Source organism: Thermoleptolyngbya oregonensis NK1-22 (genome assembly GCF_032705245.1).
GTDB lineage: Bacteria > Cyanobacteriota > Cyanobacteriia > Elainellales > Elainellaceae > Thermoleptolyngbya > Thermoleptolyngbya sichuanensis.
Map to the genome: position 1 here is coordinate 1208578 of NZ_CP053540.1, position 25168 is coordinate 1233745.

The 25168-nt window shown below is 55.2% G+C and carries 25 protein-coding genes; 11 read left to right on the forward strand and 14 right to left on the reverse strand.

Annotated features, from left to right (window positions below):
* Positions 1-5 precede the first annotated feature (5 nt).
* The 5 genes from mgtA (at position 6) to mgtE (ending at position 5322) form a co-directional block, all read left to right on the forward strand.
* Entirely contained in the window at positions 6-2744 is a 2739-nt protein-coding gene (gene mgtA, locus HNI00_RS05195; RefSeq protein ID WP_316791293.1) for a magnesium-translocating P-type ATPase, read from the forward strand.
* 145 nt (positions 2745-2889) lie between these two features.
* Complete coding sequence (locus tag HNI00_RS05200) at positions 2890-3027, forward strand: hypothetical protein (protein WP_316791295.1); 138 nt, start codon at positions 2890-2892, stop codon at positions 3025-3027.
* Positions 3028-3175: 148 nt separating this feature from the next.
* A complete protein-coding gene (locus HNI00_RS05205) occupies positions 3176-3502 on the forward strand; it encodes a DUF7219 family protein (protein ID WP_316791297.1) in 327 nt (108 codons plus the stop codon).
* The gene (locus tag HNI00_RS05210; RefSeq protein WP_316791299.1) at positions 3492-3869 is read left to right on the forward strand and encodes a hypothetical protein; all 378 of its coding nucleotides are present in this window, start codon (positions 3492-3494) and stop codon (positions 3867-3869) included. Before HNI00_RS05205 ends, HNI00_RS05210 begins: the two co-directional genes overlap by 11 nt.
* A 76-nt stretch (positions 3870-3945) precedes the next feature.
* Positions 3946-5322, forward strand: coding sequence for a magnesium transporter (gene mgtE, locus HNI00_RS05215; RefSeq protein ID WP_316791300.1), 1377 nt, complete (start codon positions 3946-3948; stop codon positions 5320-5322).
* Between the two features lie 127 nt (positions 5323-5449).
* Here the strand turns inward: mgtE and HNI00_RS05220 are convergent, their stop codons facing one another.
* The 5 genes from HNI00_RS05220 to HNI00_RS05240 all read right to left on the reverse strand — a co-directional run bounded on the left by HNI00_RS05220 (position 5450) and on the right by HNI00_RS05240 (position 12080).
* A complete protein-coding gene (locus HNI00_RS05220) occupies positions 5450-7687 on the reverse strand; it encodes an HAD-IC family P-type ATPase (protein ID WP_316791301.1) in 2238 nt (745 codons plus the stop codon).
* 41 nt (positions 7688-7728) lie between these two features.
* On the reverse strand, positions 7729-8421 hold the full coding sequence (locus HNI00_RS05225; protein ID WP_316791302.1) for an HMA2 domain-containing protein: 693 nt from the start codon (positions 8419-8421) through the stop codon (positions 7729-7731).
* A gap of 220 nt (positions 8422-8641) precedes the next feature.
* Positions 8642-8800: a DUF454 family protein gene (locus tag HNI00_RS05230; RefSeq protein ID WP_316791305.1), complete on the reverse strand. Its 159-nt coding sequence runs from the start codon at positions 8798-8800 to the stop codon at positions 8642-8644.
* Positions 8801-8935: 135 nt separating this feature from the next.
* Positions 8936-11704, reverse strand: coding sequence for a heavy metal translocating P-type ATPase (locus tag HNI00_RS05235; protein WP_316791308.1), 2769 nt, complete (start codon positions 11702-11704; stop codon positions 8936-8938).
* 64 nt (positions 11705-11768) lie between these two features.
* Complete coding sequence (locus HNI00_RS05240) at positions 11769-12080, reverse strand: hypothetical protein (protein ID WP_316791310.1); 312 nt, start codon at positions 12078-12080, stop codon at positions 11769-11771.
* Between the two features lie 249 nt (positions 12081-12329).
* Between HNI00_RS05240 and HNI00_RS05245 the strand changes: the two genes are divergently transcribed.
* The gene (locus HNI00_RS05245) at positions 12330-13328 is read left to right on the forward strand and encodes a DUF6929 family protein (protein ID WP_316791312.1); all 999 of its coding nucleotides are present in this window, start codon (positions 12330-12332) and stop codon (positions 13326-13328) included.
* A gap of 57 nt (positions 13329-13385) precedes the next feature.
* Here the strand turns inward: HNI00_RS05245 and HNI00_RS05250 are convergent, their stop codons facing one another.
* Positions 13386-14762: a DUF2252 domain-containing protein gene (locus HNI00_RS05250; RefSeq protein ID WP_316791314.1), complete on the reverse strand. Its 1377-nt coding sequence runs from the start codon at positions 14760-14762 to the stop codon at positions 13386-13388.
* A 202-nt stretch (positions 14763-14964) separates the two neighbouring features.
* Here HNI00_RS05250 and HNI00_RS05255 point away from each other — a divergent pair, with 202 nt between their 5' ends.
* Positions 14965-15666, forward strand: coding sequence for an MgtC/SapB family protein (locus HNI00_RS05255; RefSeq protein ID WP_316791316.1), 702 nt, complete (start codon positions 14965-14967; stop codon positions 15664-15666).
* 123 nt (positions 15667-15789) lie between these two features.
* Here the strand turns inward: HNI00_RS05255 and HNI00_RS05260 are convergent, their stop codons facing one another.
* Both HNI00_RS05260 and HNI00_RS05265 read right to left on the reverse strand, forming a co-directional pair.
* On the reverse strand, positions 15790-16383 hold the full coding sequence (locus tag HNI00_RS05260) for a DedA family protein (protein WP_316791318.1): 594 nt from the start codon (positions 16381-16383) through the stop codon (positions 15790-15792).
* 69 nt (positions 16384-16452) lie between these two features.
* Positions 16453-17322, reverse strand: a complete 870-nt coding sequence (locus HNI00_RS05265; protein ID WP_316791320.1) for an alpha/beta hydrolase — start codon at positions 17320-17322, stop codon at positions 16453-16455.
* A gap of 276 nt (positions 17323-17598) precedes the next feature.
* Between HNI00_RS05265 and HNI00_RS05270 the strand changes: the two genes are divergently transcribed.
* On the forward strand, positions 17599-18114 hold the full coding sequence (locus HNI00_RS05270) for a hypothetical protein (protein WP_316791322.1): 516 nt from the start codon (positions 17599-17601) through the stop codon (positions 18112-18114).
* Positions 18115-18207: 93 nt separating this feature from the next.
* On the opposite strand, the gene HNI00_RS05275 is transcribed toward HNI00_RS05270, so the two are convergent.
* Entirely contained in the window at positions 18208-18597 is a 390-nt protein-coding gene (locus HNI00_RS05275) for a hypothetical protein (protein ID WP_316791324.1), read from the reverse strand.
* Between the two features lie 444 nt (positions 18598-19041).
* Between HNI00_RS05275 and HNI00_RS05280 the strand changes: the two genes are divergently transcribed.
* Positions 19042-19482 carry a PPC domain-containing DNA-binding protein gene (locus HNI00_RS05280; protein WP_316791326.1) on the forward strand — a complete coding sequence of 147 codons (441 nt, stop codon included), beginning with the start codon at positions 19042-19044 and terminating at the stop codon, positions 19480-19482.
* Between the two features lie 8 nt (positions 19483-19490).
* Here the strand turns inward: HNI00_RS05280 and HNI00_RS05285 are convergent, their stop codons facing one another.
* Positions 19491-20456: an aldo/keto reductase gene (locus tag HNI00_RS05285; RefSeq protein WP_316791328.1), complete on the reverse strand. Its 966-nt coding sequence runs from the start codon at positions 20454-20456 to the stop codon at positions 19491-19493.
* Positions 20457-20718: 262 nt separating this feature from the next.
* On the opposite strand from HNI00_RS05285, the gene ftsE reads away from it, so the two are divergent.
* A complete protein-coding gene (ftsE, locus tag HNI00_RS05290) occupies positions 20719-21495 on the forward strand; it encodes a cell division ATP-binding protein FtsE (RefSeq protein WP_316791330.1) in 777 nt (258 codons plus the stop codon).
* 55 nt (positions 21496-21550) lie between these two features.
* Entirely contained in the window at positions 21551-21751 is a 201-nt protein-coding gene (locus HNI00_RS05295; RefSeq protein WP_316791332.1) for a hypothetical protein, read from the forward strand.
* Between the two features lie 229 nt (positions 21752-21980).
* On the opposite strand, the gene HNI00_RS05300 is transcribed toward HNI00_RS05295, so the two are convergent.
* The 4 genes from HNI00_RS05300 to HNI00_RS05315 all read right to left on the reverse strand — a co-directional run bounded on the left by HNI00_RS05300 (position 21981) and on the right by HNI00_RS05315 (position 24800).
* The gene (locus HNI00_RS05300) at positions 21981-22922 is read right to left on the reverse strand and encodes an HNH endonuclease (RefSeq protein WP_316791334.1); all 942 of its coding nucleotides are present in this window, start codon (positions 22920-22922) and stop codon (positions 21981-21983) included.
* Positions 22923-23069: 147 nt separating this feature from the next.
* Positions 23070-23741, reverse strand: a complete 672-nt coding sequence (locus HNI00_RS05305) for a dual OB domain-containing protein (RefSeq protein ID WP_316791336.1) — start codon at positions 23739-23741, stop codon at positions 23070-23072.
* Positions 23729-24175: a DUF488 domain-containing protein gene (locus HNI00_RS05310; protein WP_316791338.1), complete on the reverse strand. Its 447-nt coding sequence runs from the start codon at positions 24173-24175 to the stop codon at positions 23729-23731. Before HNI00_RS05310 ends, HNI00_RS05305 begins: the two co-directional genes overlap by 13 nt.
* Positions 24111-24800 (reverse strand): DUF488 domain-containing protein, encoded by a 690-nt coding sequence (locus HNI00_RS05315; protein ID WP_316791340.1) that lies wholly within the window; start codon positions 24798-24800, stop codon positions 24111-24113. The genes HNI00_RS05310 and HNI00_RS05315 overlap by 65 nt, the downstream gene beginning before the upstream one ends.
* Positions 24801-25168 lie beyond the last annotated feature (368 nt).

Sequence of the window (25168 nt, forward strand, 5' to 3'; positions counted from 1 at the left end):
GAGTCATGCGGAATACTCCTACCCCAGTTGGGCGTGGGCGGGGCAATGTCAATGAGCGCGCTCTCGAAAGCGCCAAACTGTCGCTGCGTGCCTTGGAAGAAGCCGGAAGTGATATTGATCAGGTGTTGCGATCGCTAAGCAGCAGCCGACGAGGACTCACTCAGGCAGATGCTGCCTCTCGGCTACGCAAGTATGGCAAAAACGAGGTCAGTCACGAAAAGCCGCCTACTTGGTATGAGCAGCTATTCAAAGCGTTCAATAATCCCTTTGTCTGGGTACTGGTGGGACTGGCAGTTGTTTCCTATGTTTTGGATTACGCCATTGCTGAACCGGAGGACAAAGACCTAACAGCAGTGATTATCTTATCCATCATGGTGTTGGTCAGTGGTTTTCTGCGGTTTTTCCAGGAATACCGATCTACCCAAGCGGCGGAAAAGCTGAAAGCCTTGGTCAGCACGACTGCAACGGTGATTCGCCGCGAGACTCTGGATGCTCCTGGAACTCGCTGGGAAGTTCCCTTAAGCGATCTGGTTCCCGGCGATGTGGTGGCGTTGTCTGCTGGCGATATGATTCCGGCAGATGTGCGGTTGTTGACTTCCAAGGATTTGTTTGTGAGTCAAGCTGTGTTGACAGGGGAATCCCTGCCTGTAGAAAAGTACGACACTCTGGGCAGCGTGGTGGAAAAGCGGGCAGATGTGCAGGTCAACGAAGATCAAGTGAGTGCGCTGGATATTCCTACCATCTGCTTTATGGGCACCAACGTCGTCAGCGGCACGGCGACGGCGGTGGTGGTGTCTACGGGCGATCGCACCTACTTTGGCTCCCTGGCGAAAAACATCGTGGGCAAACGAGTCCTCACCAGTTTTGAGCGGGGAGTCAACCGGGTCAGCTACCTGCTGATTACCTTCATGGCGGTAATGGTGCCGATCGTCTTCCTCATCCAATGGTTCACCAAAGGTAGCTTCCTGGATGCGCTGTTGTTTTCCTTATCCATTGCTGTCGGGTTAACGCCTGAAATGCTGCCCATGATTGTGACGGCCAACTTGGCGCGGGGAGCCGTAGTCATGGCGAATCAGAAAGTAGTAGTAAAGCGCATCAATGCCATTCAGAACTTTGGTGCGATGAACATTCTCTGCACCGACAAAACCGGTACGTTAACCCTAGATAAGATCATCCTGGAACGCCATGTGGATATCCACGGCTACGAGGACGATGAACCCCTGGAGTACGGTTATTTGAATAGCTACTACCAAACGGGCTTGAAAAACCTGCTGGATGTAGCAGTACTGGAGCACGTCGAGTTAAAAACCACTCTCAAACCAGCGGAAAACTACGCCAAGGTGGATGAGATTCCCTTCGACTTTGTACGTCGCCGCATGTCGGTGGTGGTGGAGCCGCAGACTGGTAGGGCAGAGGGCAAGCATATTCTGATCTGCAAAGGAGCCGTTGAGGAATTGTTCAATGTCTGCTCCCATGCCAAATATCAGGGCGAAATCCTGCCCATGAATGAGTTCGTGCGGATGGAAGGACTGCGGGTGACGCAGAGCCTCAATGAAGACGGCTTTCGCGTGATTGCTGTAGCCTACAAGGAAATCCCGATTCCCCTGGATACGCTTCCCACCTACAGCACTAAGGATGAATGCGACCTAATTCTGGTGGGTTATCTGGCGTTCCTTGACCCGCCCAAAGATAGCGCGATTGAGGCGATCGCCGCTCTCCAAGACAATGGCGTTGTGGTGAAAGTGATCACGGGCGACAACGATATTGTGACTCGCAAAGTCTGCAAGGAGGTGAACCTAGACGTTCAGGGTGTATTGGTGGGGAGCCAAATCGAGCGCCTGAGCGATGAAGACCTCAAAGCCCAGCTAGACACTACCACCATCTTTGCCAAAGTCTCTCCCCTGCAAAAAGCCCGCATTATCCGTCTATTGCGGGAACAGGGGCACACCGTCGGCTATATGGGCGATGGCATCAACGACGCAGCAGCCCTGCGGGATGCGGATGTGGGCATCTCTGTGGATACTGCCGTAGATATTGCCAAAGAATCTGCTGATATCATCCTGCTGGAAAAGAACCTGATGGTGCTGGAGCGGGGAGTGATTGAAGGACGGCGCACCTTTGCCAACATTCTCAAGTATCTGAACATGACCGCCAGTTCCAACTTTGGCAACGTGTTCAGCGTCATGGGGTCGAGTGCGGTGCTGCCCTTTCTACCGATGCAGCCGATTCAACTGCTGACCCAGAATCTCATCTACGACCTCTCCCAAACCACCATTCCCTTCGACAGTGTGGATAAGGATTTTCTCCGCCAACCCCAGAAGTGGAATGTGCCCAACATCGGGCGGTTCATGCTGTTCATCGGCCCGATTAGCTCCATCTTTGACTACGCTACCTATATTGTTATGTGGTTTGTATTTGGAGCAAATACACCAGACGAAGTGAAGCTATTCAACTCCGGTTGGTTTGTGGAAGGACTCCTCTCCCAAACCCTGGTGGTGTATATGTTACGAACCGCTCGCGTGCCCTTTGTGCAAAGCTGGCCCTCCCTGCCCGTCTTGCTTTCCACAGGGACAGCCATCATCACTGGCATGATCCTGCCTTTCACCCCCATCGGAGCGGGCTTGGGCATGGTGCCCCTACCGGCCAATTATTTTATTTGGCTGTGGTTGATTCTAGGGTCCTACTGCCTGCTGACTCAATCTCTCAAAGGGTTCTATATCCGTACCTTTGGCAAGTGGCTATAGGGCGCAAGTTCTCCTCTCGCGAGTGCTAGCTATCCCGTAAGGCTCCGGCTAGCTGGGGTAGCTAGCGCCTTTCCTGAGTCAAGATTTGATTTGTTTCTAGTTTGTGTTTCGCTTCATTCTTATCTGTGATTTGGAGGTTGGGTCAATGCTGGTGTTAGAAAACATCTGGGTAGCGCTTTTCGCTGTTGCTGCCATCTTTATCGGGTACTACGTTTTGGTCTACTTCATTGTGGTGGTGCTGATGAAACAGGGCGTTCCCCAACAGCGCCGACCTTGGTATTGATCCTGCTGTTGCAGTCACTCTCTCACTCTCATCGTTGGTTTGAAGCACAGAAGACACAAGGCCCACCAAGAAACTCTGTGTCCTCCGTGCCTCTGTGGTGAAAATTTCCTAACAAACCAAGCGACACATCCACACAAAGGAGGCAATCATGAAAAAAACGCAACTCCAACAATTTGCTGGCCCGATTGCCCGCTATCGGGGGGTCAAAGATCCATTCAGCGTGGAATTTAACGCGCATCTCCAGTCCTTTGCCCATCGGGTGTCCCTCCTGGCCTGCCTGCATACGGGGGGAAAACTTCAAACCCAGGATCTCTATCCGCAATTGCTGACCCTTTGGGACGAGTTGCAGCCCTACCTGTCTTTGGTGGCTGATGGCGATCAAAGCTCAGTGCAGGAGCAAGATGCTTTGGATACTCGATTGTCATTGAAGGACACTGCGGGCGATCGCCTCTCCTCCGCGCTGGATGGCGATTAAAAAAAAGGGCAGCATGGCGACCCAATCCTTGCGACTCCGTATCCAACTGGGCAGAGCCTTGAGGCAGCGTTATCGCAGCAAGCGACTGGCATTTTCTCTCTATTGCGCTCTGGCAAACCGTGAATCCATAAAAGCTCGTCAAGAGATTTTACTAACCTTGGCCCGGAATGCAGAACGTGCAGCAGCAGCCGATGCCATTCGCTTACTGCGCTTAAACCTGCCTGTACCTACAGAAAACACGTTTGTCCAACGGCTCTGGCAGCGGTGTCTACTATGTTGCGGTCTGCGGATGACTTTGCTGTGGTTGGCATGGCAAGAGAAGCGGATGAGTCGTCAATGTCTTCAGGTGTTCAAAATTCGCCAATAGTGAATGTTTCTATTCCAGAAATGATTCCAGAAATGATTCAAGACCGAATTCAACTGTCAACGAGGGGAGATTTCTCATGACGCAAAACACATTCAAAGAACTACTGAACCAGCCGAAGGGGTTGGGTGCGGCTAAGCTAACGGCTAATCAACTGAGCGTACCGGATCTCGTGCGATCGCTGCTAGAGATTGACCTACCCCAGCGGGTTCTGGCGTTTCGACTGCTGGATAAGGATAAGGCGATCGCCGTTTTTGAAATGCTCAGTCCCGATGGGCAGGCTGACCTGATTCGGCAGATGTCTGATCCGGAAATTTTGCCGATTCTAGAAGCCCTTGAACCCGAACAGCGGGTTCGTCTGTTTGAAGAGTTACCTGCCAAGGTCACCAAGCGCCTCCTTACCCAGCTCAGACCCACCTCCCGCGAGGCAGTCGATTTGCTGCTGGGCTATCCCGAAGGAAGTGCTGGTCGGCGGATGAGCTTGCGCTATCTGGCCGTGCGAGAAGGCACAAAAGTCAGTGCGGTGTTAGCATCCGTGCGAGAATCCCAGCTTGGAGATGATGACCTGGACTTGGTGTTTATTATTGACCGGCAGGGGGTTTATCGAGGCTTTGTCCGCACCGTGCGCCTGATCAAAGCCAACCCAGAACTGCTGATTGAGCAGTTGGCGGACGGACGGGATATTGCCATCAGCGCTACTTCGCCCGAAATGCAGGCGGCGCGTTTGCTCAAAGATTACGATCTGCCTGCTATTCCAGTGCTAGACAGCGAGGGACGGCTTGTCGGCGATCTGACCTTTGACGATGTAATTGACGTGATCGAAGAGGAAGCGTCGAGCGCGGCTCTGGCCCAAGCAGGGGTCGGGGGACTGCTAACCCGTGACCAGGCCTGGAGTGAAAAGTTGGTTCGCGGGCCGATTCGCTACGCGGTTCAGCTTCGGATTTTGTGTCTGATTATCACGCTAATTGGCGGCATGGTGGTTGGGGGGGTGATTCAAAACTTCGAGGAAATTTTAGAAGCTGTCGTTGTTGTGGCAATTTTCATTCCGGTGGTGATGGACATGGGCGGAAACGTGGGAACCCAATCTACGACGGTGTTTGCTCGTGGGCTGGCCTGGAGCCATATTGATATTCGGCATTACGGAAGTTACTTATTTCGGGAATTCCGCATTGGCGCAATCATGGGCGCAATCTTGGGGACGGTTGGGGGGGCGATCGCCTATTTCTGGCAGGGTGCCCCCAACGGGGTGCCCCAGCTTGGGCTGGCCGTTGGGCTATCCCTTTTTGCAGTGATTACGTTAGCCGCCGTTTTGGGAGCGCTGCTGCCCTGGCTTCTTCTCAGGCTCGGTTTTGATCATGGCCCGGCTGCCGATCCGTTCATTACCACGATCAAAGACTTTACTGGGCTACTGCTCTACTTTTATCTAGTTTCTGTGCTGCTGGGCATTCAAACCTGATTAATGGTCGCTGCATTTATTGCCGCTGCAAACGGGAGGGGTGCAATAGAACCTGAAGCGCACTCCTCCAAGCTCACGGATTGTCTTGGATCGGATCTCCAGGAAAAAATCCACGGCTGATTCCCCATTAGTTCTCCATCCAAAATGGGCGGAGGGCATTCAGCAAGGCCAGCAGGTTGGCAGTGTTATTAATCGTCACCACCAGCACTGGATCGAGCAGCAGCAGCACGCCGAGGGTAGTGGCCGTGAGGTTGGGCAGAGTAATCAGGGCGATGTTTTGCTTCACCGTGGCGATCGCCGCATCGGCCAGTTCAAAGGCAGTCACCAGCGCCGTGAGGTGGCCCTGGGGCAAAGTCAAATCAGCAATATCCCGGATGGGTTGGTAGGACTGGTGGGTGGCGACGGCCACATCGGCGTAGCGCAGAGCCGGGTAGTCATCCATCCCTTCCCCCATGTAAATTACGGTATGGCCTGCGGCTTGCAGTTGACAGACGAACTCTTTTTTATCCTGGGGGCTGAGTTCGGAGCGAATGTAGTCGGGGGAAAGCCCTACTTGGGCACCAATCGCTGCTGCCAGTTGGGGGGCCCCGCCCGTGACCATGTATACGGTCATCCCCCGATGTTTCAGACGGGCGATCGCCGCCTCTGCCTCTGGCCGCACCTGGGCACAGCAGACAATCTGCCCCAGCAAGCGACCCCCCTGCGCTGCATAGACATACCAGTAGCCGTGGTGTTGCCCATCCTGGCTACCTGCTGGCCCGTCAAATTCTTCAGGAAAGAACACGCCTGCCTGTTGCAGATAGTTGTGGCTGCCGACCACCACCCGTTGCCCATCAATCTGAGCGGAGACTCCCAGCCCGGGGCCCTGTCTTGGGTAGCAGGCTTCGCTCTGGGGCAGCGTTAATCCTAGGGCGCTGGCTTTGGCTATGATGGCGCGGGCGACAGGGTGCTGCCACTCGGTTTGGTCGCACTGCTCGACAGCGGCGGCCAGAGCCAGCAAGGCAGGGGCCGGGTCGGCGATTGAATTAGGCAGTAGAGATTCGGCTCCGGGCGCGATCTGCACGTCAACAACGGACAGGTCGGCTTCGGTCAGGGTGCCTGTGCGGGCAAAGACGACGGTATCGGCCGCTGCGAGGGTTTCAAACACCCGACCCGATCGCACGTCAATTTGCAATCGCTGCGCCCGCTTCATCATGGCCAGAATGGCGGTGGGGGTAGACAGGTGAATCCCCGTAATCAGATCAAGCTGGAGGATTGCTAAGGCCCGCTCTAGGTTTTGGGTGAGCAGGTAGAGGATCGCAGAGAGCGCCAGGGTCGGGAGGACGAGCGTTTGTCCTACGGCCTTGGCATAGTCACTCAGTTCTGTTTGCTGGAGGGGGGCCGCCTCAGCCAGTTCTAATTCTTGACCGTATTGGGTCTCTGTCCCCAGTGCTTCCACCTCTATGATCAGTTCTCCGTCTATGAGGGTGCTGCCGTAGAGAATTCGCTTGCCCTCGCTACGGGGCAGGGGGGCGGGTTCGCCAGTCAGGTTGCTGAGATCCAGCCACGCTTCCCCGGCGAGGATGCGGCCGTCGGCGGGGCAGGTGTCTCCCGCTTGCAGAAAGACGCGATCGCCCGGTTTAAGCTCCCCAATAGCAATCTCCTGGATTTCACCCTCCCGCTGAATCTGCACCCGGTGAATGGGGGGAATGGGGTCGGTGGCTGGGGCTGCGGTTGAGGCAGAGGTGGCTTCCTGTAGCACATCGGCCACTTCTGCCAAGACCAGATCCAGATTGGGGGCCACAAAGTCGCCCGTGAACCCGTAGAACAGAGTCCAGGTGGATTCGAGTAATTCTTCATCAAAGCGACCCCGGATCAGGCTTTGGCGGGTGCGGTTCAGCAGCGGTACAGCGGCGGCCAAGGTCACGCCACCCAGAAGCCAGGGAGATAGAGACCACTCTAGGGGCGTGATGAGTAGCGCTAGGGTCAGCCCCAGAGTTGGCAGGGCCATCCGCTGTAGCAGTTCTAAATCTAGAGGGTCGGCATCCAGAGGGTCGGCATCCAGAGGGGCGGCGGCGGGAAAGAGCGATTGATCCGCGATTCTGGGCGCAGGTTGGTTCAGGGCAAGGGATTGTAAGAAGTCTCGCAGGCGATCGCACACCTCCGCCACCACCAGCCCCGGTTCATGCTCAATCACCACGGACTGGGCCCAGGGGTTGATGCGAACATGGGAAACGCCGGGGTAACGGGAAAGCTGCGATCGCACTTCCGCTCCTCCATCGACCGCCCACCGCAGCGCCGCCAGCCGCAACCGCAGCCGCCCTCGGAGTTGGTGAACCACCTGGATAGTGCAGGGACTAATGGGGCTTGCCGTCGGGGTTGCCATGTTGATTCTCACTCAGCGCTCTTCGGCGCTGCGTTGGTCAATCAGGGTTGCTGGGCTTGGCTGGTCGATTCGATCTCTGAAAGCGGATGCTCTGAAAGCGGATGAAACGTGCCGGAATCTGCCTCGTAGCACCAGGCGACCCCCTCTGGATCTTGCTCCTGGCTCCAGTCCTTAAAGGTTGGCTGTTGCCGTCGGGGAGTGATGCACTGGGAGGAAACCCCCAACCGTTCGGCCAGATCTCGCTGGGTGAGCGGCTCTGGCAAAACGACGGTCGGCTGCTCTTCGGGGGGCGAGTTGGTTGAGTCGGCTGAGTTGGCTGTGTTGATTGAATTGGTTAAATTGGCTGAATTGGCTGAGCTAGCTGAATCAGTGGTTCTATCCGGCTGCGGTGCAGGTGGGGCGGTTGGGATAGACGATGGCGGGTCGGAGCGCTGGGCGAGTAGCGCTGAAGCCTGTTCTAGGGTAGGCTCTGGGGCAGGGCGCGACCACTCTTCGAGTAAAGTCAGGATTTGTGGTGGCACGGGATCAGCCGAGGGGCGATCGCGAAAGTGAATAATCACCGAGCAAGCCGCCCGATTAATCCGCACAGCCGCAACTCCCTTCACGGCCCCTAGTTTTGACTGGAGGGTCGTCGCTAGGGCCTCATCATTGCGGAGGCGCGGCACCTGAATCCGCAGCCGCTTTGAGGTCTGATGCACAACTGCATACTCTAGGTCAGGGGTGGAAGGAGCCATTAGGGATTTGATGGCAGTGCTGCACGGATTAGGCAACGCTGTTTAAGCAACGCTTTCCAGGCTATTCGTGGCTGGTCGTAGAACATGCTAACGCTAGCGTAACTGATCAAAGTCTTGCGGGGCGGTCGTTATGGCTACGCTCAACGGCACCTGACAGCATGATTTCCTGACAGCATGATTTATGGATGCCCAACTGATGGATGCCCACTCACTTAATTGTCTAATTGTCATGGGCCAGCTTAAAGCAGAGGGCTGAGAGCAAAAAAAACGGCGTAGCAGGCAGCCCCGGCAAAATGACACCCACAACTCCCACCACAAAGCTCACGACCCCGGCCGTGTAGAGGGCGGCTTTCCGCAGATGATTCAGAGCAATGTCCATCGTTCAACCTCCAGCAGATAGACGATAACTGTACAGCGTTTAGTTGAGCCTCAAGAAGTACCTCAAGAAGTGCCTATTTTCTCCGATTCCGATTCAGCCAAAGTCCTTCTGGCTGCGACTGATGAGCCTGCTAGCTTACCCACTTGCCGCCAGAGTCGCTGCGGCCCGATGACCAAGACGAGGGGTTGCTCCCCGCTCCTGACCTGGGCGAAAGGGCAGGGTGTCAGCCAGCACGGGATGAAAGACTCGCTCCGGCTGCGAGTAGCGCCAGGCCACCCGACCTGGGTCGCGGGTGCGGCTCCACTGGGCAAAGGTTGACTGATACTTGCGGCGAGATAGGGTCTGAGGGGATACTCCCAGCCGCGCTGCCAGATCTTTTTGGATCAGGGACTCCAGGGTGTCCGCAGGCTGAGGGACTTGGACAGAGGGCGCGATCGCCCCTAGGGGTCTAGGCTGAACTGCTCGGTTGTCGGAATTTGCCTGCGGGTTTGCAGGGGCGGAGGACGCAACGGGAGGGCGATCGCGCTCTGCATCCGCCGCGTCCTCCAGGGGGTCTGCTGCCGCAGCCGACGACCGGATCGACCTGATCGCCGAAGCTCTGGCGGACGGCTGGAGCCAGTCAGGTAGTCCCGTCGGCCCCAGCAGCGGGCGCAGACCGTTCAGTTCCGCCAGAATTGCAGAGCCATTGTTAATCAAAATCGCCAGGACTGGATTGATTGCCAGGAACACCCCCGCCAGCACTGCCCCCACGTTGGGCAAGATCACCAGGGCAATGTTCTGGTTAACAATGTCCATCGCGTTGCGGGCAATAGCAATGGCAGTTTCTAGCTGAGTCAGGTTGTCCTCCATCAGCACCACGTCCGCCGTTTCCCGCGCGATGCCGCTGGCCCCCGAAAAGGAAATCGAGATATCGGCGTAGGCCAGGGCGGCGGAGTCGTTGATGCCGTCGCCGCAGAAGGCCACGGTTTTGCCGCTGTCGTGGAGCGCCTTGACCACCTCCACCTTGCGCTCCGGAAACGACTCGGCGTAGACCCGCTCCGGGGGAATGCTCAAGCTATGGGACACCGCCCGCACCACCCGCGCCTCGTCGCCGCTCAGCACGTACACCTCAATGCCCTGGGCCTGGAGCGCCTGCACCACCGCTAGACTCTCCGCCCGAATCGGGTCGCTGTAGAGGATAACCCCGGCCAGGGCATCCCCCAGCGCCACGTACACCAGCGAGTGAGGGCCTGCCTCCAAATCGGGGTAGCGGTGGTGCAACTCGTCCAACCGAATGCCCCGTTGGGCCATGAGTCGGTGGCTGCCCACCCAGACCTGCCGCCCGTCGATCTGGGCTTCCACCCCCAGGCCTACGTGGTATTCCCACGCCTGGCAGGGCATCAGGGGAACTCCTTCGTCCTTGGCGTGGCGAATGATTGCCTCAGCCACCGGGTGGGTCAATCCCTGTTCGGCGCTGGCGGCCAGGCTCAACACCTCGCGGCGGGAGAGTTCTGGCAGCAGCACATGAATATTGGTAACCCCGGCTCGGCCCTCGGTCAGGGTTCCGGTCTTGTCAAAGACGATGGCATCCACCTCGGCCAACTGCTCGATGGTGCGCCCGGTGCGGATCAGCACCCCGTTGCGGGCTGCGTAGGTCAGCGCCGAGAGGATGGTGGTGGGCACCGAGATCCGAATGCCCGTCCCCACGTCCAGGGTCAAGATCGAAATAGCGCGGCTGACATCCCCGGTCGTCGTCCCGACAACCGCCGAGGCCAGCAGGGTCGGGGCCACCAGTTGATTGGCTACCTTGGTGGCGAAGTTGGACACCCGCGTATCGTACACCGGAGCTTCCTGCATTAGGTTGGCGATCACCCCGGCCCGCGTGTCTGCGCCAATGCGCTCCGCCTGGATGCAGAGGTGCCCGTCTACCAGAATGGTGGAAGCAAAGACATCCTCCCCAGCGCCGCGAGTAATGGGGATCGACTCGCCCGTGAGCTTGCACTGATCCACCAGGCCAGAGCCGCGCAGCACAGAGCCATCCACCGGAATCTGGTCGCCGGGGTAGACCACGATGCGATCGCCCACCACCACCTGGTCAATAGGAATCCTTACCTCCTGGCCATCCCGCTCGACGATGGCCTCGGTGCCCAGGCAGCTCAGCAAGTCTAGAGAGGCCCGCTCGCTGCCCCGGGCGGTGATGTCGCGAATGGCCTCGCCCCCCTCCACCATGCCCAGCATCAGGGCCGGGGCGAAGAAGTTGCCCTCCGCAGTGTGCAGGGTAATCGCCAGGGCATCCAGCAGGTCGATGGCCAGCTCGCCATCTTTAAACAGGGCGGTCATGGCGCGATCGTAGACCGGGCGCGTGCCCGCCAAAATAATGCCGCCCACCACCAACCCAGGCAGGGGCAACCCCATCATGGCTCCAAACCCCAGCAGCAACCCCGCCGCTGGCAGACCCAGCCGAGCTACTAGATCCACCCCCTGCGGTTCCGATGTCGAAGCTTTGCCGGTTGCCTGGACGACATCTTCTAGATCAACCTGATGCGCCTGCTGAATTGCCCTGAAGAGGTGGCGCTCTGTTTCTTCCGTCGAGTCCGTTCCTTTGACGTACTCTACAATCAACGACTGGGCTAAAGGTTGACAGCGAACTGACTCCACGCCCTCAAGGCGCTCGACCAGGCAACATAGCACCTGACCATAGTCTTCATCCACCTTCAACAGCGGAATGCGTAGCCTAATCCGATGAGCCGTGCGGTGAACCACCTCATAGTGAACCAAAGACCTCAAGGGCCCCATCTGCAATTTCGAGGCTACCTCCCGGATAGGTTCAGCATCTGCTTCACCACTTTCCTCAGAACCAGAAACGAACATTGCAGAACCGTCTGCCTCATGGGGCGATCGCCCCAAAGTACTACCAGAAACCATTGCTAAACTTTTCAGTGAGAACGTTGCGAATCTAAGAGCGACAAAGCCGACCCAAGCAAGCTAGCTATTCCGCCTCGACATTGATTGAACGGGGCGTAAAGGCTTCGGATTCTTCCTGGGCACGCTTCATGTCTCTGGCTTCGCGGGCTTCTGCCAGCAGATCGTTAAAGGACTCCTGAGCTTCCGCAATCCCTGACTGCACGTTGTCCACTAGGTCAATCCCCCAAACCAAGGCATCCTTGGTGGCTTGCCGGGCTGAGGTCTTCACAGAGTCGCCAAACTTGCTGAGCCGTTCATCCTCTTTCAAAGCATCGCCCAATACATCTACGAGTGGAGCCAGCAAAATCGCCCCCGCGCCAATCGCAACAGCTGTCACGGGTTCAAGACCGAGGAGCAACGATTCAAGTTCAAACATGGCAACAAAAGAAGGTAAATTTCGATTACAAAGACTCTCGCGAACTATCCGTAAATCATCCGAAAACCGATTTTTTTGAGCCGATTACGACAATTTACGCACAGCTTACACAATTCTCTTTTTATTGCAAGTCTTGCACTTGACATTCTCAGCTACAAAAGGTGCATCACTTCCGAAATAATTTGCTCAATGACTAGGAGCCATTGACCCTTGAGTAAGCCATTTGTGCCCTTGATTCGCATTCTGCGAGATCCGGATTTGCGGGCGACTGTGGTGCGGAGCCTGCCGCTGTTCTACCGGGAAGGCGCAGACCCCGCCCTCGATCGCCCTCTGCATGTGCGGGCAGGCTCCAGCCTAAGTTGGTTTGGCGATCGCCTAGCGCTGGTGCAGGATGATGCTAACTTTCTGGTGCTGATTGACCCCCAGAGCTTTGCCGTCGAAGCCATTCCGCTGCCGCCTGGAGAAGGGGGTCTGCGCCAGTTTGACGATCAGCGCGGCAATAAACGGTTCAAGCTGGATCTGGAAGCCTGCACCACGGTTCCCACACCGGATGGAGAAATCTTCCTGGCGTTTGGCTCAGGCTCAACAGCCCGACGAGAACAGATCTTGATGGTGCCTGGGTCAGATCCCAATCGGTTTACGCTGCAACCTGCGGCGGCGCTTTATGCTCATTTGCGAGCCTGCACCGCGTTTTCTGGGAGCGAGCTAAATTTGGAGGGCGCAATTTTTCAGGCAGATCACATTCGGCTATTCAACCGGGGCAACGGCGCACCGCAAGATACGCTGCTGCCCGTCAACGCGACAGGTGATTTGCACTGGGAGGCGTTCGCATCTTATCTGGAGACTCCGGAGCATTGCCAGCCGCCTGCGTTGCAAAATATCTGCCAGTATGACTTGGGTCAGCTAGACGGGCTGGCGCTGACGTTTACGGATGCCACCGTTACGCCGAGGGGTATCTTATTTTCAACCGCCGCCGAAGACTCGCCTGATGCTACTCGCGATGGCGTGGTCAGCGGTTCGGCAATTGGGATTTTGGGCGATCGCCCCCGCTGGATTGAACTCCGCACGCCCGATGGAGCCTTGTTTTTAGGTAAGGTAGAAGGACTTTGCCTAATGCCAGACATCCATCGGCTATGGGTTGTTGTGGATGCTGATGATCCGACGTTGCCCTGTGAACTGTGCGAGGTTGAACTGGAGGGCGACTGGTAGACGGGCGGGCTTTGCTGACGTGAATGACCTGTATGTCTTATTTTAGCCGTTGCACACCTAACCTGGTATCGCCTCAATGTGGCCCGACTGCACGGCTTCCACCAGCTTTTGGTAGTCCTGTTCTACCTGGTAGGCATAGGCCACGGCAAAATCCGTCACTGCCTGATCAAAGGCATTGCTTTCGCCCAGGTAGCCGCCAATCATGGCCGGATCTCCGGTGCGGGCATGGGCCCGGGCCAGGGCAGCGCCACAGATTTCGGCATAGTCTTCCAGGCTGCGGGCCGACATTCCCTTGAGCTTGATGGCGGTTTTCATATCTTTCAGTTGTCGGAAGTAAAAATCACGTCCTTCGACATTCGTTGTCCAGCCGAGGAAGAGATCGCTGGCCGCCTGCATCAGCCGCTGCCCGCTGACGATGCGCTGTCCTTCGTGGGGATAGGAACTCTTGCCTGCGTAGGGTTCTAGCACCGAGGGACGGGCTTCTTTGTATTGCAGCAGCAGCGGATCGTCATTGTCGTCTAGCAGCAGCGCCACGCCGCAATGCGTCCCCACGCTGCCCACGCCCACCACTTTCAGGGCCACATCGACCAGGCGATAGCGATCGAGTAGGAACTGGCGATCGACCTGAAGCGTATCCCGGTATTGCTCAAACAAAAGGCTGATTTGCTCAAAATATTCGGCTTGATTGGGCAGGTGATAGATCAATGGTGGATTGTCAATGAAGCGGCGCTGTCCATCCACGACTTCGGTCAACTGCACAACCGCCCGATCTAGGGTGCGGTTAAAAGCCCGGGTGGTCATTTTTTCCCAATGTCTGCGGGTAGCTTCGTCGGGCGCGTGTTTGATCAGCACCTTGGCATCCAGACGGGCATACCACACGTCCAAGGTTCGCATCTCGCTAAAGTGGGCGATCGCCAGTCGATAGGCTTGAACGGCTGCCAGCGCTGCTTCCGAACTGTCCCGATCCGACAACTGCAAGTCTCGACCAGCCAAAATAAAGCTAGTGGTCAGCCGTTTAACATCCCATTCCCAGGGAGCCATCAGGGTTTCATCAAAGTCATTCACGTCAAAGATGAGATTGCGTTCGGGGGTGGCAAATCCGCCAAAGTTCAGTAAGTGGCAGTCGCCACAGGCCTGCACCGGAATGCCCGTGGTCGGCGTGGTGGCCAGGTCTGCTGCCATGATGATGGCGCTGCCGCGCATGAAGGTAAACGGAGACTGCATCATCCGCCAGTGGCGAATGGGAATTAAATTCGGGATGCGCTGCTGGTTGGATTTTGCCAGTAAGTCCAGCGGGTTGGGGCGATCGCCCTGTGGATGCCAGTCTCGATGGGCGGAGCGGGGTACGGTCTGGCGCAGAGCCTTTCCAGCAGCTTGGCGATCGCCGCGTGGACTGGGCGTGCGGTCGCAATGCAGAGACACGGGATCATCCATGACGCAAACGCAAAAGAATGGGGCACTGCCTTTATGCTAATTAAAGTTCTGTAACACGGATAGTCTGCTCCCAAACAGGTGCAGATTCGCGCAGCGAGGGGCGATCGCCGTTCAGCCTATGAGCGCGGTTGAGAAACTGAGCAGTCCACGCCTGAGCAGTCCACGCCTGAGCAGTCCGCTGACGAGATGAGGAGCCTAGAGCATGACCTGGACAGAGTTTGTCGTTCGGCTAGTCATTGCGTTTCTACTCGGTTCGGCGCTGGGGCTAGAGCGCCAGTGGCGGCAACGCATGGCCGGGCTGCGAACCAATACCCTCGTGGCCACCGGAGCGGCGCTGTTTGTAATGCTGTCTGTGCTAACACCGGGAGATTCCAGCCCCACTCGCGTTGCGGCTCAGGTCGTGTCTGGGATTGGCTTTTTGGGGGGCGGCGTGATTTTGCGGGAGGGCCTGACGGTGCGCGGGCTGAACACGGCGGCCACGCTGTGGTGTGCGGCGGCAATCGGTTCGCTGTCGGGTGCAGGACTCCTGGCTCATGCAGCGATGGGCGCGGCCGCTGTGCTGGTTGCCAACTTGCTGCTGCGTCCTCTGGGATATCGCATCAATCAGCAGCCCCTCAAAGGGACAGAACTGGAACTGTGCTATCGCTGTGAGGTGGTCTGCCGCGCTCAGGACGAAGCCCATGTGCGGGCGCTGCTGCTCCAGGCAGTCGCCAGTGGAAAACTGCGGCTGCGATCGCTCTACAGCGAGGATCTGGAGGATAAGCCCGATCGCGTCAACATCGAAGCCGAACTAGTCACACAAGAACGCGACGATGCGTTTATGGAACAAGTCGTCAGCCGCCTAAGCTTGGAGCCGGGGGTAATTGCCACTCGCTGGCGCATTATTGAACAGGAGTTTGGTTGATTGGTTTGGTTGATTGGTTTGATTGATTGGGTTGATTGGTTTGGTCGATTGGGGCAAGAGACAACCCACCAAAATCCAAAATCCCAAATCCCAAATCCAAAATCCCCAGATCCACACTCTGGCCTATCGTTTCCGTCGCCAAAGCCAAACCCCCAGAGCGATCGCCAGTCCTACCAGCACCAGCTTGGACACCGGGCCGAGATATTGTTCGACCTGCTCGTAGTTATCGCCCAGCAGAAACCCGACATAGGTCAGCAGCAGCGTCCAGATCAGCGTCCCCGCAGTGGAATAGAGCAGGAACGGGAGAAAGCTCATGCGGCCCAGGCCCGCAGGCAGGGAAATCAGCGTCCGCACGCCCGGAACCAGCCGCCCAAAAAACACCGCCCGCTTGCCATATCGGTTAAACCAGGCGATCGCCTGCTGGATATCTTGCCCGGAAATCGCCAGCCACTTGCCGTAGCGATCGGCCAGCCGCATCAGCCGCCGTTCGCTGACGATCTGCCCAATCTGGTACCACAGCACAGCACCCAGCACCGTCCCCGCCATCCCCGCCGCCACTGCGGGCGCAAACTGCATCTTGCCCTGCGCCACAGTAAATCCTGCCAGCGGCATGATTAGCTCCGACGGAATCGGCGGAAACACATTTTCCAGAAACATCAGCAGCCCAATGCCCCAATAGCCCAGGGCTTCCATCGTCCGCGTAACCCACTCTGCCATTCCCTGCTCCGAATTCCTGTGCTGATTGCGTAAGACTTGACCTGAGACTTGACCCGGATGACGGCAGGACTAAAGCGGAACCCGCACAGGCAGATACCGATCCAGAAATTCGCGAATTGCCTGGCCATAGCCGTCGCCATCCACATCGCCAATGGCGTGGCCGCCCGTGGGCGAGATCCACAGCATTTTGGGCGATCGCGTCGCGGCATAGAGGGCTTCGCTCATGTCGGCGGGCACTTGGGCATCCTGTGCGCCGTGGGCATAGAGGACGGGCACTTGCAGATGGGGCACTTTGCCGATCGAGTCAAACCGCTGGGTCAAGATCAGGTCAATGGGCAAAAAGCCGAAGGGCGTGGTGCGATAGGCCATGTCGCGGATCGAGGTGAAGGAGCTTTCCACAATCAGCCCGGCCGCACGGGGCTGGCGCACGCCCAGATCAATGGCGATCGCCCCACCCAGAGAATGCCCGTAGATCAGGATTTCCTCTGGCGCAATGCCGCGCTCCTCCGTCAGGTAGCGCCAGGCCGCGTCGGCATCTTGATAGACCGCCGCCTCGCTGGGAAACGCACCCTCGCTCTGGCCATAGCCGCGATAGTCGAACAGGAACACCGACAGCCCCAACCGCTGCCAGCGCACGGCATAGTCCGCATTTGCGCCAATGTTTAGCCCGTTGCCGTGGAGGTAGAGCATCACGCCCCGCTGCGGCTGGCCCGGCGGCACGGGAATCCACCAGCCGTGAATCCGCTCCGTGCGATCGCCCTGCTGCACCGACAGCCACACGTCTTCATAGGCGGCCCCAAAGTCGGCAGGCGTTTGGGTAATCGTCGGCGATGGGAAGAAAATCATCTGCTGCTGGCGACTGGCCACCAACAGGGCGATCGCCCCATAGACAGCCGCCGCAGCGGCCACCAGACCCGAAAGACTAAACAGAAAGCGCATCTAAATGATTCACACGCAAGAGGTCACTCTCCCTAAGATACAGGGCAAAAACGGGAATCAGGGGGATTCGGTTTGCGGTGGGGCTGGTTTCAACGGGCTTAAATTCTTACGTCCAAATTCTTGTGGCCAAATTCTTACGGCTTTCTAAAGGTTGTTTGGCAGGCGTTATGGTAGAAAATTTTAATCTGTAGACGAATATATCCAGGCGACGTGCAAGCTGCGCCTGGGTTCGTCTGCATCTCCAGCTAAACCCCTTTCCCCCACCAGGAGTTCCCCATGACATCCGACGATTTTCAGAGCAATCCGCAGTCCCGCATTTCCTCATCCTCTGCGGGGCTGGCGGGTGCGTCGCTTTCGTCTGTCAGTCGCAAGTCTGCGCTGCCGCTCGTCAGGCGAGCCGTCCGCAGCAGTTCATCAGACGACACCTTTGCCACGGCCCGCAGCCTGGGCACCTATACGGGTGGCCGGCTAAACCTCAGACGGCGCGACAGCTTGAGCGGTCAAGATCGGATCGACATCTTCTCGCTGACCGTGCCCAACGGCGTGACGCTGCCCGCTGCGGCCTTTCGATTCAGCATTCAAAAGGGCAGAGTGCGCTATACCCTCTTGGGCAGCGTCCCCAGCTTTGGTATTCCGCCCCAGGCGAGATTTACCCAGGTGTTGAAGGGGCAGGGGCAGATTAACACCGACGGCGTTTCCAATACCTTTGGTGCGCCTGTGGTGGTCTATTTTCAATTTGAGCGGCTGGGCAAAAAGCCGACGAAGTATAACTTCCGTGTGACTTCTGGCTAAATGAGTTTGGATTTTGGATTGGGGATTTTGGATTGAGTGCCATTTCCTAAATCCATCCAAAATCGACAATCGACAATCTAAATCTAAAACCGCTCAATTGAGGCTGCCGCTGCGGCAACGGTTGGCGGTGTTTTCCATGCCGCCGCGAACCTGATCAACCGATACTCGGCCCCGCACGTAGGACACGCTGAGGCTGTTTTGGCTGGCGTTATGGCTATAGCTCATTTCCCCGACCTGCCCTACGCCAGCGGCAAAGATCAGCAGCCGCCCGCTGCTGCCGCCGTCATAGATGACATGGCCAGCGGCGCTGCGGTTGTTGCGGCGCATACAGGCGAACACTTCGCTGGAAATATTGCTAAGGCTGGTGGTTTGGGCATAGAGTGGAGCGATCGCCCCCATGCCCAGCCAGCAAAGCAGGGCAGCGCCGAGGCCGAGGGAGCGCCTGGGATGGTTCAATTTGCGAGGCTTTAAGGAGATTGGCATGGTCAGGGATGGGGGTGGGGGTGAGAGCAAAATAGAGATGCCAGGTGGATAGCGCGGGTGTCTCGGTGATTTGACACCGTTGAAAAATCAAGAGAATGCTTCCCAAATCCTTCCCAAATAATAGCCTCTAGAAAATATTAGCCGCCAGTCCGTTAGCCCGTTAAGACTGTTAGCCCGTTAAGACGGTTCAGTGCAGGATCAATTTGTCCAGATCAAGTTGTCAGGCTCAAGGGTTTGTGAATATTGTTTGGAGTTGGAGAATGTTGTTTGGAGAATGTTGTTTGGATAGCCGCGAGTGCAATTTGAGTGCAATTTGAGTGCAATTTGAGTGCAATTTGAGAAAGTGGATATGGTTTGGATGGTTGCGTTGGATGGTCGCGAGCGCAATTTGAGAAAAGCGTGAGGTAAAATAAGCTGCAAAGTAAGCATGGGGCTGAAACGCTGATGAATATGACTCCGGTGCCGATGATGGCGATCGCCCTCCGTCTATTGCCCCAGCAAGACCTGAAGACAGAACTGGACACACTGGCGATCGCCCAAAACCTCGAAGCCGCCTGCGTCCTCACCTGCGTCGGCAGCCTGACTCGTGCCGTTCTGCGGCTGGCTGGTCAGAGCGAACCCACAACCTACGACGGACGGTTTGAGATTGTGTCGCTGGTGGGGCTGCTGTCGCGGCACGGATCGCACTATCACATGGCGATCGCCGACGACACTGGGCGCACCCTCGGCGGGCATGTATTGGCAGGCTGCCAGATTTACACCACCGCTGAAATCGTCCTCGGCATCCTGCCCCAGGCCCGCTTTGGCCGCGAACTCGACCCCGCCACGGGCTACCGAGAACTGGCCATTGAACCACTGGAGCCGCTGGAGCCGCTGACTGGTTGAGCGACCCGCTAGCCAAAATTCCACATCACCGGATTCGCATCGGGCAGGTGATCCGTCACGCCGCGACCGATTGCATCAATGGCGGCCAGATCGTCGGGGCTAAGCTGCACCGCTGTCGCCCTGGCGTTGTCTACGGCCTGTTCTGCACTGCGAACGCCGACGATAGCGTGGGTTTGGGGCTGGGCGATCAGCCATGCCAGAGCTAGGTTGCCCAGGCTGGTGTGATAGCGTTCGGCGATCGGGCGCAACTGGTCTAGGGCTTGCTGAGCGCGGGCGTAGTTTTCGCCGTGAAATAGCTTATTTTTTGACCGCACATCTTCGGGAGGAAAAGTCTTATTTGCTCCGAACTTACCTGTCAGCAAGCCTTGGGCTAGGGGCGAATAAGCCAGGATGGAGATGTGATGCTCGACGCAATAGGGCATGGCATCTGCTTCTACATGCCGCCAGAACAGGTTATAGGGCGGCTGCAAACTGTCGATTCGGGCATATTGCGCCGCTTCTTCGATCTGAGCGCGGGAAAAGTTGGATACGCCAATCGCTCGGATTTTGCCCTGCTGTTTTAGATCGTTGAGCGCCGACAGGGTTTCCGCAATCGGCACAATTTCGGTGTTGAACGCGCCTGCGGGCCAGTGGATCTGATAGAGATCGATGTAGTCGGTTTTCAGGTTTTTCAGCGATCCTTCGCAGGCTGCAATCACCTGGTCATATTTCAAATGATTGGCAAAGACTTTGGTCATGTACACAGCGCGATCGCGCACGTCTGACAGCGCCTCTGCGACCACGCGCTCCGAGTGTCCCTGTCCGTAGACCTCTGCGGTATCCACCGTGGTAATGCCCGCCTCAAAGGCTGCCCGCAGCGCCCTGATCGTCTCGGCATCCTCAATGCCCACCCACATGCTTTTGCCAGCCTGCCAAGTGCCCGTGATGATCGGCGTAATGTGAATGCCAGAAGTGCCCAGTTCGCGTGTTTGCATGGTTTTGGAGAAAGATTGTTTCGCCGGTGGTGGATGCGCTTCTTACTATAGCGAGTGATCTGGGACATCGGCGCGAGGGGGCGATCGCGCCGCACAGAGTGTTTTCACGTTGGCGTTCTGGCTGAATCTCCCCGCTCTTTGTAGGATTTAATGGTTCCTTTTGAGATGCATCTGATACTATTTGGCAAGGCTGAAGCTATCGAGAACCTACGCCTAGCCGTCGTTTCGCTCCTCTTGCATCCCTCCAGAACCGCTTGCTCCTATGACCCCCGTTAGCGATCGCCCCTTGATTTACACGCCCCGCGACCCATCTCTGCGCGACCTCTCCTCTGTCCAGTCCTGCCTCCACACGATTCCCACCGCCAACCCGCGCGATTCTATTGTGCGATTGCAGCAGGTCACTAAGGTTTATGCCAATGGCAGCCGCGCTCTAGAAAATGTGAATCTCCAGGTTAGGCGTGGCGACTTTTTGTTTGTAACGGGGCCGTCGGGGTCGGGAAAATCGACCCTGCTGAAGCTGCTCTATGGGGCAGAACGACCGACTCAGGGGCAGGTGCACGTGCATGATACGAACTTGTCGGATTTGCGGGGCGATCGCCTGTCCATGCTGCGTCGCCGCATTGGCGTAGTGTTTCAGGACTATAAGCTAATTCCCCGCCGCACCGTTGCCGAAAACGTTGCCTTTGTGCTGCAAGCTCAAGGCTATGCCCGCCGAGAAATCCAACGCCGTCTGTTGCCCACGCTGAAAATGGTGGGTCTGCACGACAAAGCAGAACGATTCCCGGATGAACTTTCTGGCGGTGAGCAGCAGCGCGTCAGCATTGCCCGTGCCATCGTCAGCACGCCGCCGATTTTGTTGGCAGACGAGCCAACTGGAAACCTCGATGCTGATAATTCGTGGCAAGTCATTAAGATTCTGAAAAAGCTAAACGCAGTGGGCATTACGGTCATCATCACCACCCACGATGATCGCCTGGTGCGAATGTCCAATCATCCGGTGGTACAACTCCGCAACGGCCGCCTCTTCCATGTGAACTAGGCTAGCGGTAAATTGCAGCGGCGGTAGACAACCTTGGACTCCAACCGATCACTGATTGGTGGCTGGTAGCGATCGCCCCTTATCTCCCAACACCAACACCTTTGGGCGATCGCCCTCATTTCCCAACACCGACATCTTTGGGCGATCGCCCTTCATCTCCTTGCACCCGTACCTTTCGGCGATCGCCCCTTATCTCCCAACACCGACACCTTTGGGCGATCGCCCCCCGGATACCTTTTGGGACGTTGCACACTGACCGAAGTCTATCGCTACTCAACCTCTGCGGCTGACCCAGAAGCGGCTGGGAGTGTTCGGCTCGACCCGGATCTCGAAGAACCGAGCCTTCGCAATTTGGGGGGCGAATCGCTTACACAACCGGAAGCTGACAGAACCAGGGCGCTGAGGGCTAACGGTTCGGGTCAGCGGTTGCCAGTACCTTTGCATCTCACCCAAGCGACTTCGGTCAATCCGCTGCACCCGAATTGTTAGCTGGAATTCTGAGATGCAATAATCGCTTTTAACTCTTCAATTGCCAAGGCAGGTCGCTTTCGATGTACCATTCTATGACAATTGGCACATAGCACCCTAACATCTTTAATACTTGTCTTGATATTTTCGTCCCACTCACTTTCGGGACGTTCAGAGAGTGGATTCAGGTGATGACATTCAATATAACCAAGACCAAGTTCTCCATATTTCTTTTGATAATTAAAGTTGCAAACTTGACATGTATCGCCATAAGAAGCCTTTGCTTCTTTAATTAGATTAGAATTTCGACTAAAGAAAAAACGTTCTGACAACATTCGCATTCCTTCAGTATATTCTTCTTGTTGGGTTGTCTCTCCTACTTTGTTTTTTGAAACCCTACTGCTTTGCTGATCTTGATAATATTTATCGTTCTGAATATCAAGACCATTCAAATATCCTTCGACTCCGTTGAACTTCTCAAGCCTGTCACTGCGTACTCTATAGACATTACCTCTTGGTCTAAACTTTGAGGCGTAACCAATATGTTCTTTGAAAGTGTGCCATGTCAAAGAAATTGATTTAGTTTCAAAGAAAAATATGTATGGAAATTTGGCTTCTCCCCATAATGCTACAGATAATTCATGCATTTGATGCTTCTGGAAAACTTTGACAATAGCTAAAGCTGGTATCTCCCCACTACTACCCGTGGTTTTAATGAGAAGCATAGCGTCGCCTACATTTAGAGTTTTAATAACGCTACTTGCCCCCGAAGGCACTCCCCAGCAATTAAAGTAGCCAGAGGGAAACTTATCTTTTAATTCCTTCAAAAGTCCAAGCTTATATTCCTCAGTATTTGGAACAGTTTGCTCAACAAGTGAGATGGGGATTTTATTAAATATAGTTTTTGGAAAGTCTCTTGTCGCGCCCTTTAAGCCTACGTCGTGAAAGAAAAGTTCCATAAATCCTACTCGATATCACGCTAAGTCTATTCTTCCCCGACAACTAAGCCACCTAACGACCAAGCTCACCGGACGTAGATCGCCTTTGCTACTCGACCGACAGCTTATGACGTTCCGGTGCAGCGACTTGTTAGACATCTTGCCCCTTCATCTCAATTCAATAACGCCCGCTATTAATTTCCAGCACGGCACCTCACCCTCCCAATCGTCGCGAGGTGCCCAAGGCATTCCCAGGCTCACAGTCACCAAGTAATTTCCTGTAGGCTGATGTCCTGTCTCTAGCTTTTCAGCGAAAACAGGATCGGTGATCTTTGCATCTCTTAAAACTTGCCCTCGAATAGTCTGGAGAGAACCTCGCCAGCCCGCACTCCCTGCCGAACTTTTTGTTACAGAGAGGCTATTAGTTTGAACCAATTGCAAAGTGCGACGTTGATGAAAGGGTAAAGCTTTTAATTGAGAAGGGTTAACATATTTTGAAGAGTTATGAAGTATATGCGAAAAATTCCCACAATAACCAATTAATTGGGTTGGCTGCAATTTCCCTAATAGCTTCCACTCACCAGGCAAGACTGAAAGATTTTCGCACTCAAAGCCGAAATCATTTCCAGTTTCTGCAAGTGGAATTTGTAGAATATCAAGTAATGCTGGTTCTCGACCTTCGACAATCCGCACAGGTCTTGGGATTCGACCATCTTCGGGGTATAAATTATCGCAAACGGGACGAATCCATTTGCCAGTGTCTAGGTCAATTCCAGCAATGCAACGTTCTTCTAGCTTCCAAGAATTGGCGAGACAAACTATCCTTTTCAAAGGTGGCATATGTTAACATTTCCCCATCTATCGTTTAGATATTCAGCAACTAGACGACGATGACAGTGGTGAGGTTTTGCCTCACTACAAAGCAAACAGGCACCATCGGCTAGATCCGGGGAAACTTTTTTTTCGATTTGACGATCAGCCATCAACTTTAAGAATTTCTGCTCATATACTGACCAATCTCCCTTTTGCTTCTTATACTCATCAAGAATATCCTTGGTTGGAGCCAGATCTAAAATGTGAATATAATCGATATCATCAATAGTTTTCAGAAAATACTCCAAGTCTGATCTTTTTGCAAATCCCGCCAATTGAGATACATTATTTAGACGAGTATCGATAATTCTCTTTACACCTGCCTTTTTAAGGGTTTCAAAGAACTTTTGTGCGCTCTTTTGAGTGAAGCCTATTGTGAACAAATTGACCTGATTCTTCATTCTCATCATTTCCTTTTTCTACATAAGCAATTTCATCACCCTGAAGTTTGTAAGCTTTCCTCAAGCACTCTTCTCGCGTTGGCAAACCATTTTGCGAAAATAGGGACAATTGAGCTTCTTGCGCCTCAGAAAACTCTCTAAAGCCATGCTTGAGAAGCATTCTCTCTTCTAAATGCTCATGAGATTCTAAATCGCCATTTTTCAAAATGTGATTTATGGGTATGTCGAGATGACGTAAGTGCTGACAGACTAAGATTGCTCTGTGACAGGTTAATGGATCTTTCTCTGCACACATTAGTGAAATTTTATGTTTCTTCAAACCATTTTGAATTCGCTGAATTCCTTCATGAAAGGCATCTGTAGCGGCAATTCGTTCATATACTGCTTTGCCATCAACATAGCAATCCTGGTTACTAGGTCTTGCGCCCAGTTCTTGTCCCAGAAAAACATATTGAATTCCTTCTTTAGTAAGAAACTCCTGTAGGGATGCTCGGTTGAAGTGTGGCAAAAATCGACTGTAGGGATGGGAACGCACATCAGCCACAGCAGTTACTCCGTGCTTCCGCAGCAGGGAGATGAAAGCATCTATCTCATGATTAGAGTGACCGATACTGAACAACTCCATACTGCTCCTCAACTACGACCTTAGTTATGCAATTTTAACTCATCCAGGCTTCCTACAGCAGTTCAAATGCACTGAGCGCTTCATGAATCGGATTCAGTCTCTGGATATGGACTAGCGAGGAGATGTCTAACTATTAATTAGACTGATCTCGTCTGCCTATCTACCCCCAGGAGGGGAATTAGGCTGACAGCCGTCTGTCTAAGATCCCAAATCGGGGAAATAGGCTGACGATTGTCTGTCTAAGATCCCATATTAGGGAAATAGGCTGACGGTTGTCTGCATAATACCCCTGTTTTGGGGAGTTAGGCAGATGGGTTCACAAAGGCTTTAGATGGCAAGGCTGCGAGATCCTGGATTTTGGAGTGGGG

Coding starts and splice junctions, on each gene's coding strand:
- HNI00_RS05280 (WP_316791326.1), top strand. CDS start 19,042: ATGAATATGACTCCGGTGCCGATGATGGCGATCGCCCTCCGTCTATTG.
- ftsE (WP_316791330.1), top strand. CDS start 20,719: ATGACCCCCGTTAGCGATCGCCCCTTGATTTACACGCCCCGCGACCCA.
- HNI00_RS05250 (WP_316791314.1), bottom strand. CDS start 14,762: ATGGATGATCCCGTGTCTCTGCATTGCGACCGCACGCCCAGTCCACGC.
- mgtE (WP_316791300.1), top strand. CDS start 3,946: ATGACGCAAAACACATTCAAAGAACTACTGAACCAGCCGAAGGGGTTG.
- HNI00_RS05200 (WP_316791295.1), top strand. CDS start 2,890: ATGCTGGTGTTAGAAAACATCTGGGTAGCGCTTTTCGCTGTTGCTGCC.
- HNI00_RS05315 (WP_316791340.1), bottom strand. CDS start 24,800: ATGGAGTTGTTCAGTATCGGTCACTCTAATCATGAGATAGATGCTTTC.
- HNI00_RS05255 (WP_316791316.1), top strand. CDS start 14,965: ATGACCTGGACAGAGTTTGTCGTTCGGCTAGTCATTGCGTTTCTACTC.
- HNI00_RS05205 (WP_316791297.1), top strand. CDS start 3,176: ATGAAAAAAACGCAACTCCAACAATTTGCTGGCCCGATTGCCCGCTAT.
- HNI00_RS05275 (WP_316791324.1), bottom strand. CDS start 18,597: ATGCCAATCTCCTTAAAGCCTCGCAAATTGAACCATCCCAGGCGCTCC.
- HNI00_RS05310 (WP_316791338.1), bottom strand. CDS start 24,175: ATGAAGAATCAGGTCAATTTGTTCACAATAGGCTTCACTCAAAAGAGC.
- HNI00_RS05285 (WP_316791328.1), bottom strand. CDS start 20,456: ATGCAAACACGCGAACTGGGCACTTCTGGCATTCACATTACGCCGATC.
- HNI00_RS05235 (WP_316791308.1), bottom strand. CDS start 11,704: ATGGTTTCTGGTAGTACTTTGGGGCGATCGCCCCATGAGGCAGACGGT.
- mgtA (WP_316791293.1), top strand. CDS start 6: ATGCGGAATACTCCTACCCCAGTTGGGCGTGGGCGGGGCAATGTCAAT.
- HNI00_RS05260 (WP_316791318.1), bottom strand. CDS start 16,383: ATGGCAGAGTGGGTTACGCGGACGATGGAAGCCCTGGGCTATTGGGGC.
- HNI00_RS05305 (WP_316791336.1), bottom strand. CDS start 23,741: ATGCCACCTTTGAAAAGGATAGTTTGTCTCGCCAATTCTTGGAAGCTA.
- HNI00_RS05210 (WP_316791299.1), top strand. CDS start 3,492: ATGGCGATTAAAAAAAAGGGCAGCATGGCGACCCAATCCTTGCGACTC.
- HNI00_RS05265 (WP_316791320.1), bottom strand. CDS start 17,322: ATGCGCTTTCTGTTTAGTCTTTCGGGTCTGGTGGCCGCTGCGGCGGCT.
- HNI00_RS05230 (WP_316791305.1), bottom strand. CDS start 8,800: ATGGACATTGCTCTGAATCATCTGCGGAAAGCCGCCCTCTACACGGCC.
- HNI00_RS05270 (WP_316791322.1), top strand. CDS start 17,599: ATGACATCCGACGATTTTCAGAGCAATCCGCAGTCCCGCATTTCCTCA.
- HNI00_RS05220 (WP_316791301.1), bottom strand. CDS start 7,687: ATGGCAACCCCGACGGCAAGCCCCATTAGTCCCTGCACTATCCAGGTG.
- HNI00_RS05300 (WP_316791334.1), bottom strand. CDS start 22,922: ATGGAACTTTTCTTTCACGACGTAGGCTTAAAGGGCGCGACAAGAGAC.
- HNI00_RS05225 (WP_316791302.1), bottom strand. CDS start 8,421: ATGGCTCCTTCCACCCCTGACCTAGAGTATGCAGTTGTGCATCAGACC.